The 17,612-nt window shown below is 40.3% G+C and carries 14 protein-coding genes and 1 tRNA gene; 6 read left to right on the forward strand and 9 right to left on the reverse strand.

Annotated elements, in window-relative coordinates; genetic code table 11:
* The first annotated feature begins 115 nt into the window (after nucleotides 1–115).
* Nucleotides 116–1,360: an alginate lyase family protein gene (locus tag AC2VOY_RS10870; protein WP_491831379.1), complete on the forward strand. Its 1,245-nt coding sequence runs from the start codon at nucleotides 116–118 to the stop codon at nucleotides 1,358–1,360.
* Nucleotides 1,361–1,586: 226 nt separating this feature from the next.
* On the opposite strand, the gene AC2VOY_RS10875 is transcribed toward AC2VOY_RS10870, so the two are convergent.
* The 5 genes from AC2VOY_RS10875 to AC2VOY_RS10895 all read right to left on the reverse strand — a co-directional run bounded on the left by AC2VOY_RS10875 (nucleotide 1,587) and on the right by AC2VOY_RS10895 (nucleotide 5,706).
* Nucleotides 1,587–2,057, reverse strand: a complete 471-nt coding sequence (locus AC2VOY_RS10875; RefSeq protein ID WP_491831380.1) for a hypothetical protein — start codon at nucleotides 2,055–2,057, stop codon at nucleotides 1,587–1,589.
* A 2-nt stretch (nucleotides 2,058–2,059) separates the two neighbouring features.
* On the reverse strand, nucleotides 2,060–3,094 hold the full coding sequence (locus AC2VOY_RS10880) for a 2-keto-3-deoxygluconate permease (RefSeq protein WP_491831381.1): 1,035 nt from the start codon (nucleotides 3,092–3,094) through the stop codon (nucleotides 2,060–2,062).
* 268 nt (nucleotides 3,095–3,362) lie between these two features.
* Nucleotides 3,363–3,453 (reverse strand) — tRNA-Ser (locus AC2VOY_RS10885).
* A gap of 168 nt (nucleotides 3,454–3,621) precedes the next feature.
* Nucleotides 3,622–5,457 carry a DUF3413 domain-containing protein gene (locus AC2VOY_RS10890; protein ID WP_491831382.1) on the reverse strand — a complete coding sequence of 612 codons (1,836 nt, stop codon included), beginning with the start codon at nucleotides 5,455–5,457 and terminating at the stop codon, nucleotides 3,622–3,624.
* Nucleotides 5,458–5,487: 30 nt separating this feature from the next.
* On the reverse strand, nucleotides 5,488–5,706 hold the full coding sequence (locus AC2VOY_RS10895) for a YejL family protein (RefSeq protein ID WP_491831383.1): 219 nt from the start codon (nucleotides 5,704–5,706) through the stop codon (nucleotides 5,488–5,490).
* A gap of 179 nt (nucleotides 5,707–5,885) precedes the next feature.
* Here AC2VOY_RS10895 and yejK point away from each other — a divergent pair, with 179 nt between their 5' ends.
* The 3 genes from yejK (at nucleotide 5,886) to asd (ending at nucleotide 9,709) form a co-directional block, all read left to right on the forward strand.
* Nucleotides 5,886–6,887 carry a nucleoid-associated protein YejK gene (yejK, locus tag AC2VOY_RS10900; protein WP_491831384.1) on the forward strand — a complete coding sequence of 334 codons (1,002 nt, stop codon included), beginning with the start codon at nucleotides 5,886–5,888 and terminating at the stop codon, nucleotides 6,885–6,887.
* 180 nt (nucleotides 6,888–7,067) lie between these two features.
* Nucleotides 7,068–8,354, forward strand: a complete 1,287-nt coding sequence (locus AC2VOY_RS10905; RefSeq protein ID WP_491831385.1) for a chemotaxis protein — start codon at nucleotides 7,068–7,070, stop codon at nucleotides 8,352–8,354.
* A 239-nt stretch (nucleotides 8,355–8,593) separates the two neighbouring features.
* A complete protein-coding gene (asd, locus tag AC2VOY_RS10910) occupies nucleotides 8,594–9,709 on the forward strand; it encodes an aspartate-semialdehyde dehydrogenase (protein WP_491833080.1) in 1,116 nt (371 codons plus the stop codon).
* Nucleotides 9,710–9,797: 88 nt separating this feature from the next.
* Here the strand turns inward: asd and AC2VOY_RS10915 are convergent, their stop codons facing one another.
* Together AC2VOY_RS10915 and AC2VOY_RS10920 are read right to left on the reverse strand one after the other, a co-directional pair.
* Nucleotides 9,798–10,727: an ion transporter gene (locus AC2VOY_RS10915; protein WP_491831386.1), complete on the reverse strand. Its 930-nt coding sequence runs from the start codon at nucleotides 10,725–10,727 to the stop codon at nucleotides 9,798–9,800.
* 131 nt (nucleotides 10,728–10,858) lie between these two features.
* Nucleotides 10,859–11,503: a YchE family NAAT transporter gene (locus AC2VOY_RS10920; RefSeq protein ID WP_491831387.1), complete on the reverse strand. Its 645-nt coding sequence runs from the start codon at nucleotides 11,501–11,503 to the stop codon at nucleotides 10,859–10,861.
* 628 nt (nucleotides 11,504–12,131) lie between these two features.
* On the opposite strand from AC2VOY_RS10920, the gene adhE reads away from it, so the two are divergent.
* Entirely contained in the window at nucleotides 12,132–14,822 is a 2,691-nt protein-coding gene (adhE, locus tag AC2VOY_RS10925; RefSeq protein ID WP_491831389.1) for a bifunctional acetaldehyde-CoA/alcohol dehydrogenase, read from the forward strand.
* A gap of 225 nt (nucleotides 14,823–15,047) precedes the next feature.
* Here adhE and AC2VOY_RS10930 read toward each other — a convergent pair whose 3' ends face one another.
* Together AC2VOY_RS10930 and sodB are read right to left on the reverse strand one after the other, a co-directional pair.
* On the reverse strand, nucleotides 15,048–15,737 hold the full coding sequence (locus tag AC2VOY_RS10930; protein WP_491831390.1) for an SDR family NAD(P)-dependent oxidoreductase: 690 nt from the start codon (nucleotides 15,735–15,737) through the stop codon (nucleotides 15,048–15,050).
* A gap of 431 nt (nucleotides 15,738–16,168) precedes the next feature.
* A complete protein-coding gene (gene sodB / locus AC2VOY_RS10935) occupies nucleotides 16,169–16,750 on the reverse strand; it encodes a superoxide dismutase [Fe] (RefSeq protein WP_491831391.1) in 582 nt (193 codons plus the stop codon).
* 401 nt (nucleotides 16,751–17,151) lie between these two features.
* Between sodB and grxD the strand changes: the two genes are divergently transcribed.
* Nucleotides 17,152–17,487, forward strand: coding sequence for a Grx4 family monothiol glutaredoxin (grxD, locus tag AC2VOY_RS10940; RefSeq protein ID WP_491831392.1), 336 nt, complete (start codon nucleotides 17,152–17,154; stop codon nucleotides 17,485–17,487).
* Nucleotides 17,488–17,612: the final 125 nt, after the last annotated feature.

The raw sequence follows: 17,612 nt of genomic DNA on the forward strand, positions 1-17,612 counted from the left end.
AAGTACATGATTGTTATACATAAAGATTATATCCAAGCTATTGTCATATAAGATGTTTTTTGGGAGTCTAAATTTAAGGTCAATCTTAAATAATATAAAAACAAAAGGTCTCCCTATGAAACTCAATAAAATCGTCTGCACTTTGCTGCTTGGCATGAGTGTGTCAACACTTAGCTATGCTGGTCAGTTTGTGCAAATTGATGAAGCCGCGCTTGCCTCTTTAAAAAGCCAAGTAGAACAGGATAAAACCTCAGAGGCGGTGAAAGCGGTTTATACGCAGGTGATCAAAGATGCAGATAGCTTGCTTGATATTAAAAATCCTACCGTGATGGATAAAGAGTTTTTTCCGCCAAGTAAAGATAAGCATGATTATTTAAGTTTAAGTCGTTATTGGTGGCCGGATGAAACCAAAGATGATGGCACGCCTTGGGTGCGCAAAGACGGTCAAACCAATCCTGACACGCAAACTGATAAAGTCGATAGACCACGTATTGGCGTGCTGACGCAAGGGGTTTATACCTTAGGCGTTGCTTATTATCTTACTGGTGATGAAAAATACGCCGAGAAAGGCGTCTCGATGATCCGCACTTGGTTTTTAGATCCTGACACCAAAATGAATCCAAACCTTGAGTATGCGCAAAGTGTGCCGGGCTATAATGAAGGGCGCCGCTCTGGCATTTTGGATGGTCGTTTAATTCCGCAAAAAGTCTTAGATTCTGTGATGCTGTTTTCAAAATCAAAGCAGTGGACAGAGCAAGATGACACCAAGATGGATGCTTGGTTAAATGAGTATTTAACTTGGCTAACGCAAAGTGATTTAGGCAAAGAGGGCGCGAAACAAACCAATAACCACGGCTCTTGGTATAAGTTCCAAGTCCTAAGTTTAGCTTGGTATTTAGGCAAAGATGATTTAGTGAAATCTAGCATTGATGGGGTTGAGCAAAATCTTGCGACGCAATTTGCCAAAGATGGCTCCCAGCCGCATGAATTAGAACGTACGCGCTCTTACTTCTATAGTACTTTTAATCTTGAACCATTAACTCGCATGGCGATTATTGCGCAAAAAGCAGGGCATCCAATTTGGAATGAAAAAACTGAACAAGGTAATAGCTTGAAAACAGGGATTGATTATTTAGTCCCAGCGGTGGAAGGCAAGCCTTGGAAATATCAAACCCCAGGCTTAGATTTTGCATATTTATTGCCACTACTTGCGCGTATTGAGCATTATACTGGCACACAAGAATATGACGCAGTGATCAAGAAAATTGTGACTGAAATGAAGCAGCGCGATAACCTAAATGGCGATCCAAAAGAAATCTATCAAGAAATTGGTCTGCTTTATCCAAGTCTGTTGAAGTAAGGTAAGTATCTGATCTTAATCTATATGGCTTAGATTAGTGATAAATATAAACTAAGTTGCATCTTCAAGGATGAAGAAGTCATACCTCATTGAGTTTCGTGCTTGATGGGGTATTTTTATGGATGAATAGTGATGGGGAGGCATCGCGAGTTAGCTTTTTTATCAGCAAAATAAAAAGCCCCTGAATCATCAGAGGCTCTAGCTAAAGCAAATTCAACGGCATCAATTAACGCGCAGGTTTCATTGGCTCGTTAGCTTTATCTTGTAGGTAGTCATGCATTGCAAGTTGCTCAAATGCAAGGGCAACCCAGCTACTTGCTAGCATGTCAAACTCAGGTTCAACACCACTACAAGCAACCACAATACCGCCATAGACAAACGAACCTGTCCATAGGATATCGCCTTCTTTTAGCAGCGATGGGTGCTTTGTTTGCACATCAATATTGCTGCGACCATTTTCCCAAGCTTGTTTGGCTTTTTTGCGTGCTAGGACATCAAATTCAACCGCCCAACCTTCAGGGTTACCAAGTGTTTTTTGACACACGATAGCGTCTTCAAAACTTGCTTCCCAAGGTTTAATTGTTGGGTCCATGACGACAATATGGAGCTCAGGACGACGCGCGATTTTAAACATATTCTCAATTGCAGGTAGAACAAGTTCGATTGCTGCTTGTGCCAGTTCTTTATTCGTTCTCATGATTAAGCCTCTTGTGCCACTGGTTTGATAGTTTCTTCTTGTGCTTCTTCAGCAAGTTCGTTATCTACGGCAATACTTGGTGCCTCTTTACCACCGTTCACCCACTTATAATATTGCGCCGTGATGATAGGAACTAAGATTGAAGTTAGAAGTGTACTGGTTGCAACAAGTGCACTTGCCATAGGAGCGATATCTTTAAATTCTGGCGCCATTTCTGCAATCAGCACTGGCGTTGCAACTGCTGCGCCCGCTGTACTTGATGCCGCGATACCTGCAGTACCGTTACCACCTGCAAAGAATTTGTCAGCAAAGATAAGTGGAACACCTGTTACAACAATAACTAGAAGGCTCAAGAATACGCCTGCAAGACCGGTGTCAGCAAGAACAGTCAAGCTGATGCCACAACCAAGAGAGAAACCAACGAATGGGATCAGAAGTTGAACACCTTGAGTGAAGAATGCTTTTAGTTCTTTGTCGATATTACCGATAAGCAAACCAACCGCAAAAGGAATGATAGTGCCAAGGAATGCAAGAGGGTGGAAGCTTGCCATACCGGTTGTACCTAGAATAGCCATAGTCATCAGTGGGCCAGATTCAACTGACATTAATACAAATGCGCCAGCTTCTTCTTTAGTACCGTATTGGCCCATTAATGATGCATATAAACCACCGTTGGTCATATCCATTGCAGCAACAAGCGTTAATACAGAGAAACCTGCAAAAAAGCCAGTCATAATGCCTTCTTCAGGAAGGAACATTGCTGCAACAACGGCTGTTACCCATGCCGCTGCAATTTTAGTCACAACTAAAACGCCAGATTTACGTAGCACTGTACCAGTTGATTTAAATGAGATTGATGAACCAATACAGAAGAACCAAACTGATAGGATTGGAATGATACCATGCATGATACCGTCAGTGAATGAACCAAAAGTTTCACCCGCATTTGGCGCTAAGGTATTAATGATTGCACCTAGAAATAAAGGTACGAGCATCATGCCACCAGGAACCTTATCAATGTATTTCTTTAAAGACATGTGTGTTTTCCTTTCTATTAATTGTAATACAATAAGTCAATAAAGCGATACTACCCCAAAAGTATAATCCGTTAATGATCTTGATCAGTTTTTAAATCTTTATTTGCAAATTCATTTCATTTTTATGCGACAGATGTTGCTTTTTAGTGTTGTTTTAACAGACGGAAAAATTGGCAGGGACAGGCAAGATGCTGCGGGTAGAGAAGGGAATTAATGGGAAGTAAGCGGATACAAAAAAGCCCCAGCATTTCTGCTAGGGCTTAGAAAGTGGCGGAGAGATAGGGATTTGAACCCTAGAACCGCTATTAACGGTTGCCGGTTTTCAAGACCGGTGCTTTCGACCACTCAGCCATCTCTCCTTTATTATCAAAGTACTTGTTGTGCTTCGATAGGGGATAATTTAATGAATTCGCTTGCTTTGGTCAAGGACTTTTTTTAAGTTTTTATCTGTTTGATTTATTTTTAGACGAAACGCCTTAAAATTATAGATAAATGATAATAAATCCATATGAATCAAGTAAAAAGCATTAATCATTATAAAAACGCTTCAGTTCAGATAAACCCTGCATCACAATTGCTAGCTTAGGTTTCTTCTCTTTATCACGCTTATAGTTTTCATCATAGACTTTATAGTTACCATATTTATCGACAACTGTGGTGCTATCTTTCGTAATTAAAGCAATATCATCACGATCACCAGATAAAATCCACTGACGCTGCGCATCATCAAACAAGCTTTGACCACTGCTGTAGTCATAAGGGTTTGAACTTGAATCAAGCAAATTTTGCATGATGGTTGCAGAAAAGTCTAAATGACTGGTTTCGCGTTTATATGCTTTTGGATTCATCCCTGGCCATTTAATAACCATAGGCACTTGCAATTGATAGCGGCTAAAGTTAGAGCCAGAGCCCCAAGTATTCCCCGTTTCATTAAATTCGATGCCATGATTTGAAGTGAATACAATGATAGTATTCTCAAGCTTTTGAGTCGCTTCAAGATGGTTTAAGATCTTCGCCATTTTTTGATCGACACGCCATGCAGAGCTTAAATAACTTGCTTTAAGTTTATCTTCAAGCTTGGCGGTTTTCGGCTCAAATTGTGGCATGATCTGCGAATCATCTTCATATTCGTTTGGATCGGCAATCTCGATATAACTTACCCAAGGCTTGCCAGTGCTTGTCTTGTCTAACCAGCTTTGCCATTGACTAAGCGCATCAATTGGCATTTCAAGATTTTGTGCTTCTTCTTCATCAAAGGTCACACTTGGATCGAGAGCGACTTCAAGTTTGGCAAAGACCTGAGCAAAAAAGTCATCTTGATTAAAATCTAACTCACTAAAGGCTGCCATTTGATAGCCGCGATCTTTCATTATATTTAAGAACAGAGGCGTCGATGCTTGTCTTTGAATACTATTGGCATAGTTGGTAGGCAAACCATATAAAAGGCCAAATACACCATAATCATCGTTACTTGAACTATAATGCTTCGTAAAGTTCTGATTTTGCTGAGCAAAGTTATAAGTATTGGGCATGATTGCTGGGGTCAACATATCTGAGCGCAGGTTATCGACCATCACAATTAATAAGTTGTAATTTTTCCCTTTGCCATCAAAGCTAATGTCTTCAAGCGGGTAATCAATCATTTCAGCGCCGCCATCCCCATGTTCAATCCGCGCTTCATAAGCTTCTTTATCGATTAAACCATGCTTTTGCATAAAGGTTTTGGCCGTCATTGGGTATGAAAGCGGGAAGTTAGAACGCTGTGAGGTAATTGGCGAATAATAGCTCGCATCGGCCCAAACATAAGTTAAATGGCTGAATAAAAAGCAAATAAAGAAGACGACAGCTGCCGGTTTACCTATTTTCTTGCGCGCCAGACGGCGATGCTTTTTCCAAATTAACTCAGAAAATACCAGCTCTAAAATAAAGATGATCGGCACTAAGGTGAATAGATGTTGCCACTGAGCATTGAAAGTGGTTTTATCTTTACTTAACAAAAGCTCCCACACCACAGGATTTAAGTGTAAGTGGAGCTTTTGATAGGCCTCGGTATCTAGGATCAATAGGGTTAAGCCTAAGGTCGCAAAGCAGACACCAAAAAGGCGTAATATTTTTTGATTGGGGATCGCAAAGGTGACAGGGAATATCACCAAGATATATAAGGCAAATACCAGAAATCCAAAGTGACCAAACCAAGATACAAGCAAATAAACTTGTCCGAGTAAGGTTTCAGGCCAAGGCGAAAGGGTTAAAAAGCGTAACCCAATAAGCATAGCTAGAATGATATTGATGAAGGCAAACCAGTGCCCCCAACTTACCAAGCGAGAGACGCGCTCGCCATATGTATTTCCGGTATCGACCATGAAGTTTTTATGTTCTCTAGTAAATTTAAATTACTTATCCGAAATCGAGGATAACAATGCTTTTGAAAACTGCTCCGCAATATAGCTACGTTGTGCTTTTGGAACGTCATTATTTAAAATGTTGGTCACCAAATTGCCAGCGATCATTAGGCTAAGATCAGGACTTGCTTGATGTTTTTCTAAGATAGTTGCAATTTGAGCAAGAATTTGTTCGATCTCTTGATCGCTATATTTTGAATTGATAGGCATAAAATTTTCAGTATCGCTTAAGTTAAAATTGATTGTGTCTTGTTTTCATTAAAAACACAATTTAGAATCTAAAACAATTCGCTACAGTTTGTTTCTTCACACACAATAATGCTAGTTTTAGCAGGGTATGATACCCTAGTCTACCTCACAACCCAACTTTCAACTAAAACTTATTTCTCATGAGCTTAAATATTTCAAACGTAATTTTGCATCAGGTCATAAAAAATGATCAAGATGAACTCACGCTTAGTCTTCGCCCGACTGCTTTAGAAGCCGACGAAAAGACAGAGCAACTGGTTGCCGAGCTTCACCGCAGCTTTAATGCCAAGGCCGGGAAAGGTTTTGGTATCTATAAAGATGAAAGTGAATTTGCGCATTGGCTGAAGCAGATGCGTGGCGGTGAATTAAATTTTTATGACTTTTCTGCGAAAGCGGGCGAGCGCATGAAAAACGAGATTGCCAAATACCCATTTGCCGAAACTGGTCTGCTTGTGATTGCTGAATATCAATCCCTTGCTACTCAATATTTGTTTGTCGCTTTGCTGCCGACCAATAAAAGCCTGAAAGTCACTGATGAGCTTGAGATCAGCAATACTGATTATTTAGATATCGCGAAGATGGATATTGCTGCGCGGATTGATTTGTCTACTTATGAAAGCGATCCAAACTCAAACCGTTACCTTGCTTATATTAAAGGCCGTGTTGGGCGTAAAGTTTCTGATTTTTTCCTAGATTTCTTGCAAGCTGAAGTTGGCCTTGATGCGAAAGCGCAAAACCAAGTTTTAATGCAAGCGATTGATGATTATTGCGCCGATGCGCAGCTTTCTAAAGAAGAAACGGTTAATACTCGTAAACAAGTGCATGATTTTTGTAGCGATCAGCTTAAAGCTGGAGATGAAGTTGCAATTAAAGAGCTTTCAGGCGAACTTACCAACTCAGGCCATCATGATAGCTTTGCAGAATTTACTCAAAAACAAGGTTATGAGCTAGAAGATAGTTTTCCTGTTGATCGCACCACTATTCGTAAACTGGCTAAATATGTTGGCAGCGGAGGCGGTTTATCAATTAACTTTGATAGTATGCTGCTTGGTGAGCGTGTTTTCTATGACCCAGAAACCGATACGTTGACGATTAAAGGCATTCCACCAAATTTGAAAGATCAGCTCTTACGTCATCAATAGTTTGTGAAAAGCTAAGCAGTTGACGCAATAAAGAGATAATATTGAGAGAGGTTCATCAAGTTGGTGAGCCTTTTTTATCGACTTTTTTAAGACAACTTTAGTTTAATAGATTTAAGTTTTAATATTCGTTTGAAACTTCGCATCGCAACTGCGATAAAAATGGAAGAATAGGTATCATCAATGACTTTGTTTAGGGAAAACAAGTGGCGCCAGTTGAAATTAAGTGTGTGCTTACTTTTATCTATCAGCTTTTTAAATGCATGCTCATTAATTGAAATTGATTCACAAACTGTGCCACTGACTGAGCAAGAACTCAATATGCGCGTGCTAAACCGTGAATATGCGCAAAAGATGTTCTCACAAATTGAGCGCAGTGGACGCGATTTAGAAAATCAGCTCGACCCAGATGACAATACGGCAAATTCCTATGTTTTATTGTGGAAAATTCATGCTAGTGAGGGGATCAAAAAGACCACTTACCAAGTCTCACCGATTGGCGCTTTGATTGATACTTGGGTCTTTACCAATCAAATGCAAACCTACTTTGCGCGTCTTGCAAAAGGTGATCCGGCTTTATCGCAAGATATACCGCCACAGCTTATCAAGGAAGGCTTGAAAGTAAGTAATGACTTCAGCGCGCAGATCTCACAACTTGCACGTGAGCTATTAACCCCTGAGCGTTACCTGACCACCAGCGCATTTGTGGAAAAATTCGTTAAAGAGCATCCATTTGAAGATTTAAGCTTTATTTTAACCCCTGCGTATAAAGCTTGGCTCGACTCGGAGAACATCGAAGAGAAAAGCGCACTAAAATCTATCGGTACTTTGCCTGAAGCTTTGGGGGATATGTCCGATCGCTTAAGTCTAACCTCAGATATGTCGCCAAAACTTTTGACATGGAAGGCCCAATTAATTGCGCGTAACAGTTCACTGACACGTAAGCAGTTGTCACAAACCTTAGATAACATTAATGCAACGGCTTCAAGCATGCAGGAGTTTGTGAACAATAACCCTGAATATATGCGCTCGATGATGGCGACAATTCGTGAAGAGCTTGGCCCTGTGATGGATGACTTTGATCAGCGTGTGGATACCAAGTTAGATAAACTGGCTGAGCAGCGTCAAGGTTTGAATGACTTGGTTGAGCGTGAGCGCATCGCTTTGGCTGATTTAATTGAACGAGAACGTAATTCAGTTGGCCTGATGATTAATGACCAGCGTGAACTCTTGATGCAAGACGTGCATACCTTAACTGATTCCATGGTACAAAAGGTGATTTCAGAGTTAGGCAAAGTGCTTGAAAATGTTCTCATTTATTTAATAATTTTTATGCTTTTAACCTTCTTCGTGCCATTTGGCTTAGGTTTTGTTCTTGGCAAACGTAAAGGTGAGGGCAATGGCGAGAATTATAATCAGCAAATTGAATCCTTAAATCAACGGATTAATGATTTAACGGCGAGGAAGTAGTGTTTTTTGTGCCAAATAGGCTAGACGATAATTTATTCAGGTGATAGATTTAAATTTAGACTTTATTGTTTATGTGGGAAGTACATCTAGCTTTATATCGACTCCGTCAAGCCGCCATAAACCATCCATGGGGCTATACTCGCACATCCATGTGCTCGAGATGCTTGACTCGCTGATATAAATGCTAGACATACTTTTTGAGTCATGAACTACATTTAAATAACGCAAGGAAGATGAAAATGAGAGTAGGCTTAGTTGGTTGGCGCGGCATGGTGGGTTCAGTATTAATGCAGCGCATGCTTGAAGAAGGTGATTTTAAACTGATTGAACCAGTTTTCTATTCAACCTCACAAGTGGGCATTGCAGCGCCAAGTTTTGATGGCAAAGATGCAGGTTTATTGCAAGATGCCTTTGATATTGAAAGCCTAAAAACATTAGATGCGATCATTACTTGCCAAGGTGGCAGCTACACAGAAAAAGTATACCCAGAATTGCAAAAGCAAGGTTGGAAAGGTTTTTGGATTGATGCAGCATCAACACTGCGTATGGATGATAATGCCATCATCACACTTGATCCTGTGAACCTTAAACAAATCGAACAAGGCATTGCACAAGGCACCAAAACTTTCGTTGGCGGTAACTGCACCGTGAGCCTGATGCTAATGGGTCTTGGCGGTCTATATGAAAAAGGTATGGTTGAGTGGATGAGCGCGATGACATATCAAGCGGCATCTGGTGCTGGCGCGAAAAACATGCGTGAGCTCATCAGCCAAATGGGCCATATCGAGCAAAGTGTTCGCAGCGAACTTGCTGATCCGGGTCATGCTATTTTAGATATCGATAAAAAAGTTGCCGCAGCTATTCGTGGCAATGACATGCCAACCGATGCATTTGGCGTGCCACTGGCCGGCTCACTTATCCCTTGGATCGATGTGAAACGTGAAAACGGTCAAAGCAAGGAAGAGTGGAAAGGCACAGTTGAAACCAATAAGATCTTAGGTTTATCGGATAATCCAGTACCAATTGATGGCACCTGCGTGCGTATCGGCGCGATGCGTTGTCACTCACAAGCTCTAACCATTAAGCTAAAGCAAAATGTGCCAATGGATGAAATCGAAGATATTATCGCAAGCCACAATGATTGGGTAAAAGTGATCCCGAATGAGCGTGATATCACTTGCCAAGAACTGTCTCCGGCAAAAGTAACCGGCACACTTTCTGTTCCTGTGGGTCGTCTGCGTAAAATGGCAATGGGTGATACTTTCTTAAATGCCTTTACCGTTGGTGATCAGCTCCTATGGGGCGCGGCAGAGCCACTACGTCGCACTTTACGTATTTTGCTTGAGAACCGTTAATCTCTAAATTTAGATTCTTTCTTTACAACAAAGCCCTGCTTGGAGCGAATCAGCAGGGCTTTTTCTATATAATTCGATCTATCTAATCTTAATCTGTTTTCTCTTTCTTATCTGTTTTGTCTTTATTTGCTTGTGGATCTTGCAGCGCACTGGAAACTGGCACCACACGTTTATCCGGATCGGCTAACTCACTGCCACAGTGTTTGCAATAAAGCGCATCGGTTTCATGCCCATTGCGCGCGCAGTTTGGACAAGAGACGAGTTCGCGGTGCGCTTTAATTTCTTGGTTTAATTCGGCGGTGATGATCCCAGTGGGCACTGCCAAAATGGAATAACCCATTAACATAGTTAAGGATGCTAATGCGCGGCCAAGATCGGTTTGCGGCGCAATATCGCCATAACCAACAGTGGTAATGGTCACAATTGCCCAGTAAATACTTTTCGGAATACTAGTAAATCCATTCTCTGGGCCTTCAATCACATACATTAATGCGCCGAAGATTGTGACTAGAACGGCCACTGTGCTGAAAAATATAAAAATTTTACGCTGCGACATAATCAGTGAACGTGTAAGAATATTAGAATCTTGTAAGAAACGTACAAGTTTTAAAATTCTGAAAATTCGCATCACACGTAGCAGTCTCACCACACCTAGGTAATGCATTTGCGGAAAGAAGAAAGCGATATAGGTCGGAACAATCGCAATGAGGTCGATTGTGCCATAAAAGCTGCGTGCGTAGGCCATAGGTTTTGGCGAGCAATATAAGCGCAACAGGTACTCAATGGTAAATAAAATCGTGAAGCTAAATTCGATAATATCAAAGATATGTCCATATTTAGTCGCTAAGGACTCAACAGATTCTAAAATCAAAACAATTAATGAAGTGAGTATTGCAATAATTAACATCACATCAAAAATACGTCCTGCGCGCGTGTGAGTGCCAAAGATAATGACATAGAGCTGATGACGCAGGGCGCAGCGGTGTTCGTGGTGATTATGGTGGTTATCCGTATCCATCGGTTTTCCTAAAGTTTTTATTCAAAGATAAAAAAAGCATTGCTTCAAGGTTAATCAAAACTCACCTTTGAAACAATGCTTTATTTTTTAACTAGGTTTATTTATCTGTTCAAGCACTAAGCACTAAGCGCTTAGCCAGTTAAGCCAGGGAAAAGGCTGACCATACCATTGGCAATGAACTGCACGCCGAGCGAGCCAAGAATAAGACCCATGATACGGGTGATCACGTTGATCCCAGTTTGACCTAAAAAGCGCACAATATAAGGCGCAGAGCGGAACAATAACCAAGAGCAAAAACAAAACACAATAATAGTTAGGATAATAAAAGTAATATCCATCATGGTCGGGTAGCGCGCGCCAAATACGATTGTTGAGCTAATTGCACCTGGGCCTGCCATCAGCGGCATAGCAAGGGGCACGACGCCAATTTGCTCACGGCTAACAAATTCAGTTTTTTCTTGTTTGTTTTGTTTATCTTCACCAAGTTTACCACTCATCATGGTAAAGGCGATGCTAATGAGTAGCATCCCACCTGCAATGCGAAACGCATCCAGAGAAATAGAAAACATATCTAATAAAAACTGACCTGCAAGCAAAGACACGATTAAGATCACGGCGATCGCAATGTGCGCCGTTCGCGCGGTATGCTGCTTTTCATCTTTAGATAAATGCCCAGTCAGCGACACAAAAACAGGCATGATCCCAATCGGGTTGACGGTTGCAACCAAGCCTAAAAAGAACTGTAGGTAGATACCTAAGCCTGAAATATTTTCCATCCCATCTTCTCAAAGTAATAAGTGGTCATATAAGAAATCTGCAATGGCTGCGCCGAGAAACGACGCCAAACCAGTGCAGTCACAAAGAAGTGCATAATGTAAGGTAATTTCATACAAATATCGAGTGAAATATTTTTCAAATTTATGTGTATTTTTCTAATCAATCGAACGGAATATAGTCAACTTAATTTGTTATTTTTTTGTAATTTTATAACGATTTTGTATTTAATTTACACTGTAAAAATAAATACACTATAACGCTGGTTATTTTCCGAGCTTGTTTATGATAGGTTATCTATTATGCTTATTTTTTAGACGAATATAAGTGATTTTGATAAAAATAAAATATTATTTCATATGTAGAAATAAATAATATTCTTTAAATAACAATGCTTTATGCTGAATGTTAACGCTTTGGTAGTATGAGTCATGTAAAAACTTGATGAAGATCAATATTTTTCATCTTATACCTGCTTATACTCGATATCGAAAGCGATTTACTAAACCTAAAGGGGTATCTTAAAACGAGGTACTTTCAGCATAAGAATGAATTTCTAACAGAAATGGAAGCGCTGTGGGATTACTAAATAGTTTTTAATTTTAATTTTAAATCTTTAGGAGATTACATATGCCTGTAACAAATATTGCAGAACTTGATGCGATGATTGCTCGTGTGAAAGCGGCGCAGAAAGAATTTGCGACTTACTCTCAAGAGCAAGTTGATAAAATCTTCCGTGCAGCATCACTTGCAGCAAACCAAGCGCGTATCCCACTTGCACAACAAGCAGTGGCTGAGTCTGGCATGGGTATTATCGAAGATAAAGTAATCAAGAACCACTTTGCTTCTGAGTTTATCTATAACAAATATAAAGATGAGCAAACTTGCGGCATCTTAGAAGAAAACAATGAGTTTGGTACGATTACGATTGCAGAGCCTGTTGGCATCATCTGCGGTATCGTTCCAACAACCAACCCAACCTCAACAGCTATCTTTAAATCACTGATTTCACTTAAGACACGTAACGCGATTATCTTCTCGCCACACCCACGTGCGAAGAATTCAACTAATGACGCAGCAAAACTAGTATTAGAAGCAGCTGTTGCAGCTGGCGCGCCAAAAGATATCATCGGTTGGATTGACCAGCCTTCAGTTGAGCTGTCAAACGCACTGATGAAACACGACGACATCAATCTTATCCTTGCAACAGGTGGTCCTGGCATGGTGAAAGCAGCTTACTCTTCAGGTAAACCTGCAATTGGTGTTGGCGCAGGTAACGTGCCAGTTGTAATTGATGAAACTGCTGATATCAAACGTGCAGTGGCATCTGTACTGATGTCAAAAACATTTGATAACGGCGTTGTGTGTGCATCTGAGCAAGCAGTTATCGTAATGGACGAAGTTTATGAAGAAGTGAAAGAGCGTTTCATCTCTCATAAAGGTTATGTATTAAGCAAAGCTGAAGCCAACAAAGTACGTAAAGTGCTATTGATTGATGGCGCACTTAACGCGGCTATCGTTGGTCAACCTGCTGTGAAAATTGCAGAGCTTGCTGGTGTAACTGTTCCAGCAGATACAAAAGTACTTATCGGTGAAGGCCTTGAAGTCTCACATGATGATGAATTTGCACATGAAAAACTATCACCAACACTAGGTATGTTCCGTGCTTCTAGCTTTGAAAATGCTGTTGAACAAGCATGTAAAATGGTAGAAATTGGTGGTATCGGCCATACATCTGGTTTATATACAAACCAAGACGTGAACGGCGATCGCATCAAATACTTCGGCGATAAAATGAAAACCGCACGTATCTTGGTGAACATCCCAACCACTCACGGTGGTATCGGTGATATGTATAACTTTAACGTTGCACCATCTCTTACTTTAGGCTGTGGTTCTTGGGGCGGTAACTCTATTTCAGAGAACGTGGGTCCTAAGCACCTTATCAACAAGAAAACAGTAGCTAAGCGAGCTGAAAATATGTTGTGGCACAAACTACCAGAGTCAATTTACTTCCGTCGTGGCAGTCTGCCAATCGCACTGACTGACCTTGCAGGCAAAAAACGTGCATTCCTAGTCACAGACCGTTTCCTATTTAACAATGGTTATGCAGATGAAGTGGTGAGCCTACTTAAAGCACAAGGCATCGAAGTGCATACTTTCTATGATGTGGAAGCGGATCCAACATTGTCTGTAGTTGAAAAAGGCGCAGAAGCAATGAAGAGCTTCCAACCTGACGTGATTCTAGCGCTTGGTGGTGGTTCACCTATGGATGCTGCGAAAATCATGTGGGTAATGTACGAGCACCCAGAAACTCACTTCGAAGAGCTTGCAATGCGCTTTATGGATATCCGTAAACGTATCTACAAGTTCCCTAAAATGGGTGAAAAAGCAGATCTCGTATGTATTACAACTACATCTGGTACTGGCTCTGAAGTAACGCCTTTCGCTGTTGTGACGGATGACCGCACTGGCGCGAAATACCCACTTGCGGATTACGAGCTAACACCTGACATGGCAATTGTTGATGCAAACCTTGTGATGAACATGCCTAAGTCATTGACTGCATTCGGTGGTTATGACGCAGTGACCCACGCATTAGAAGCTTATGTTTCTGTTCTTGCAAACGAGTTCTCTGATGGTCATGCTCTTCAAGCGCTTAAAATGCTTAAAGAATACCTACCAAACAGCTATAAGTTTGGCGCGAAAGACCCAATTGCTCGTGAAAAAGTTCACAGCGCAGCAACCATTGCTGGGATGTCATTTGCGAACGCATTCCTAGGTGTTTGTCACTCAATTGCGCACAAAATCGGCGCTGAGTTCCACTTGCCGCACGGTCTTGCTAACGCATTAATGATTTCAAACGTGGTTCGTTTCAACGCAAATGATAACCCAACTAAGCAAACTGCTTTCTCTCAATATGACCGTCCACAAGCACGTCGTCGTTATGCAGAGGTTGCGGATCACTTAGGTCTATCACAAGCGGGCGACCGTACAGCGCAGAAAATTGAGCGTCTATTGACATGGCTTGATGAGCTTAAAACTGAGCTTGAAATTCCAAAATCAATCCAAGAAGCTGGCGTTAACGAAGCAGACTTCCTAGCGAAACTTGATGAGTTAGCAGTGGATGCATTTGATGACCAATGTACAGGTGCAAACCCACGTTACCCATTAATTGCTGAGCTAAAAGAAGTTCTACTTGCAGCATACTATGGTAAAGCTTATATCGAAGGTGAAACGTTCGAAGGCACCACAGTGATTAAAAAAACTGAAGAGCCACAAGTAAAAGCTGCGCCAAAGAAAAAAGCAACAGCTAAATAAAAGAACCAAAATGAGTGATAGATTTGAGTCTTAGGATTTAAATCATTGTAATGAAGCCAAAGCCTCTAGCGACTAAGTTAGGGGCTTTTTTTCGTCTCTTGATTCTGATTTGAGGTGTCATCAGTTGTATTTTTAGTTTAGGTATGTACTTAGATTACAGGCATAAAAAAAGCCCTTAATCTTATCAACTAAGGGCAAAACTTGAGGGATGTATTATGCTGCTTTTTATACTTCATGTACTCGGCCAGAGCAGTATTTATTACGCATGATATATTCGATGTTGCGCACAATTTCATCAATGTTAATCCCTTGCTCCGAAGCCTTATTTTGTAAACCTTGATGATTGAAGCTTTCATCTGGTGGCAAAAGACCCGCCACACGAATATCGTAATCTTTGAGCTCACTTGCCCATTTTTTGGTAAAGCCCTGAATAATAATTGGTGTGCTATTAAATAAATTCGATGTTTGACAAGATTTATCATTTACATTGATGATAATCCCAGAAATTCGTTTGGCATACATTTGCTGTGCGGTTAAGCGCGTTAGATAGTTTGTGCTTGCGATCATTTTGCTGATGATTCGTGATTGTTCAGTGAACTCATCGTTATGCATGATATGTGGATAGTTCAGGTTTGGCCAAAGATTGATCAAGCATTGAACTGGGTAGGTTGCTGTGAGGCTTTCAAGTTCATGATGAAAGGCAGAGGCAATAGAGTGTTCATCTTCTAAATCCAAATGCAGCATTTCAACTTTTGAAGAAACAAGTAAGGCTGATTCATAGACTTCTTTTAACTTACCCGCATGACTATCGACAATAATCAGCCGGGCCCCTAAGCTTAGTAAGTGGTTTGTGGTCACGGAGCCAAGGGGAGACGAGGCATGCGTGATCATAATAGTGATATCTTGGATTTGCATTCGAAACTCCTTATCTGTAGCGGCAATTTTTACTACTTGATAGTTATATGACCCATCAAATGCCGTGATAATTCGAATAATTCTATTTTGGCATAAGTTTATATGTAGTTCAAAAGGTGTCGCTGAAATTAAATTTTCTACTATTAATAAAACTACATTTCTCCAAGAAAACCAAATTTAGTTACATAGTTTGATTGGGATTTGTGAAAGGGATCGATGTTGCGCAGATGTAAATTCAATGTAAATATATTGCATTGATCTAAAACAATAAAATGGCTTGATATAAGTCACAAATTTAATGATAGAAGTATATATTTACATACATAAATGCAGGTTATTTTTATTTAAAATGTATCAGGTTTGTGAATTTTAAATAAAAAAATGGCCAGCAATGCTGACCACTTATATATATTTATAAAAAATAAATTTTATTATTTAGCTAGGTTTTCTTCAACGAATGCCCAGTTAACTAGTTCCCAGAAACCTTTTAGGTATTCAGGACGTACATTGCGGTAATCAATGTAGTAAGCGTGTTCCCAAAGGTCAACAGTTAGTAGCGGCGTTACGCCATCTGTTAGTGGGGTTGCTGCATTTGAAGTGTTAACGATTTCAAGTTTACCTTCAGCAGTTTTAACAAGCCAAGTCCAAGAAGAACCAAAGTTGTTTACTGCAGAGTCATTGAATTTTTCTTGGAAAGCTTCAAATGAACCAAAGTTTTGGTTGATTGCTTCTGCAACTGCGCCAGTTGGTGCGCCGCCAGCGTTTGGCGCTAGGCAGTTCCAGTAGAAAGTGTGGTTCCAGATTTGAGCTGCATTGTTAAAGATGCCGCCAGTTGAAGTTTTAACGATTTCTTCAAGGCTTTTACCTTCAAACTCAGTACCAGGGATAAGACCGTTTAGTTTAACAACATAAGTGTTGTGGTGCTTACCGTGGTGGTAGTCTAGTGTCTCTGCAGAGATGTGTGGTTCTAGTGCATCTTTTGCATAAGGTAGTGCTGGTAGTTCAAATGCCATTGCTCGTTCTCCATGTATAGAAAGTAAATCTAAAACTTTCTTACTTCAGTTAGTGTGTGGTTCAGTTGTTATGACTGATTTTCTGATCCGAAGATCGCCAACTGGTACTTGATTTTAAGATGATAACCAATTGGTACTGAATTGCATTTTAGCAAGTTTTTACTTTATTAAAAGCAAATTGTTGAAATTTCTTTAAGAAATGACCAAATGTAGGGGTATTATTTGTTAAATAATCTAGCGTAGCAGCAAAGCTGTGCCTACAATTACATAAATTGCATCTTAAAAGATAAGCATCTAAATGGCCATGTTAAATTTATGCTTTTTATTTTTCACTAATTAAGAGTAAAATGATATTTTGAATGCAGCAATACTGGCCCGCAGGGGCAAGAATAGAGGATGTTATGGAAACTATTGATAAAATCAAAAAGCAAATCGAAGACAATGCAATTTTGCTTTACATGAAAGGCTCACCTAAATTGCCAAGCTGTGGCTTTTCATCACAAGCTTCTCAAGCACTGATGAATTGTGGCGAACAATTTGCTTATGTAGATATTCTACAAAACCCAGACATCCGTGCTGAGCTACCAGCTTATGCGCAATGGCCAACTTTCCCACAACTTTGGGTTGAAGGTGAGTTAATTGGTGGTTGTGACATCATTTTAGAAATGTTCCAAAAAGGCGAGCTTCAACCACTTATTAAAGAAGCTGCTGCACGTCGTGATGCGGCTGCAGAGTAATAGATTTAAATAAACATAAAGAGAGTCGGCATCTGCTGGCTCTTTTTTTTTATCTGTATGATTTGAAAGATAAAACATATCTAAATAGTGGCAATTTAACTATCAAGGATATCAGAAAGGGAGTT

It is taken from the genome of Vibrio sp. KMM 9700 (genome assembly GCF_058545285.1).

Bases quoted from the DNA above. Each gene is read 5' to 3' on its own strand.
- asd (WP_491833080.1), top strand. From the start codon at position 8,594: ATGAGAGTAGGCTTAGTTGGTTGGCGCGGCATGGTGGGTTCAGTATTA.
- AC2VOY_RS10930 (WP_491831390.1), bottom strand. From the start codon at position 15,737: ATGCAAATCCAAGATATCACTATTATGATCACGCATGCCTCGTCTCCC.
- sodB (WP_491831391.1), bottom strand. From the start codon at position 16,750: ATGGCATTTGAACTACCAGCACTACCTTATGCAAAAGATGCACTAGAA.
- AC2VOY_RS10890 (WP_491831382.1), bottom strand. From the start codon at position 5,457: ATGGTCGATACCGGAAATACATATGGCGAGCGCGTCTCTCGCTTGGTA.
- AC2VOY_RS10920 (WP_491831387.1), bottom strand. From the start codon at position 11,503: ATGGAAAATATTTCAGGCTTAGGTATCTACCTACAGTTCTTTTTAGGC.
- AC2VOY_RS10875 (WP_491831380.1), bottom strand. From the start codon at position 2,057: ATGAGAACGAATAAAGAACTGGCACAAGCAGCAATCGAACTTGTTCTA.
- grxD (WP_491831392.1), top strand. From the start codon at position 17,152: ATGGAAACTATTGATAAAATCAAAAAGCAAATCGAAGACAATGCAATT.
- AC2VOY_RS10905 (WP_491831385.1), top strand. From the start codon at position 7,068: ATGACTTTGTTTAGGGAAAACAAGTGGCGCCAGTTGAAATTAAGTGTG.
- adhE (WP_491831389.1), top strand. From the start codon at position 12,132: ATGCCTGTAACAAATATTGCAGAACTTGATGCGATGATTGCTCGTGTG.
- yejK (WP_491831384.1), top strand. From the start codon at position 5,886: ATGAGCTTAAATATTTCAAACGTAATTTTGCATCAGGTCATAAAAAAT.
- AC2VOY_RS10895 (WP_491831383.1), bottom strand. From the start codon at position 5,706: ATGCCTATCAATTCAAAATATAGCGATCAAGAGATCGAACAAATTCTT.
- AC2VOY_RS10915 (WP_491831386.1), bottom strand. From the start codon at position 10,727: ATGGATACGGATAACCACCATAATCACCACGAACACCGCTGCGCCCTG.
- AC2VOY_RS10880 (WP_491831381.1), bottom strand. From the start codon at position 3,094: ATGTCTTTAAAGAAATACATTGATAAGGTTCCTGGTGGCATGATGCTC.
- AC2VOY_RS10870 (WP_491831379.1), top strand. From the start codon at position 116: ATGAAACTCAATAAAATCGTCTGCACTTTGCTGCTTGGCATGAGTGTG.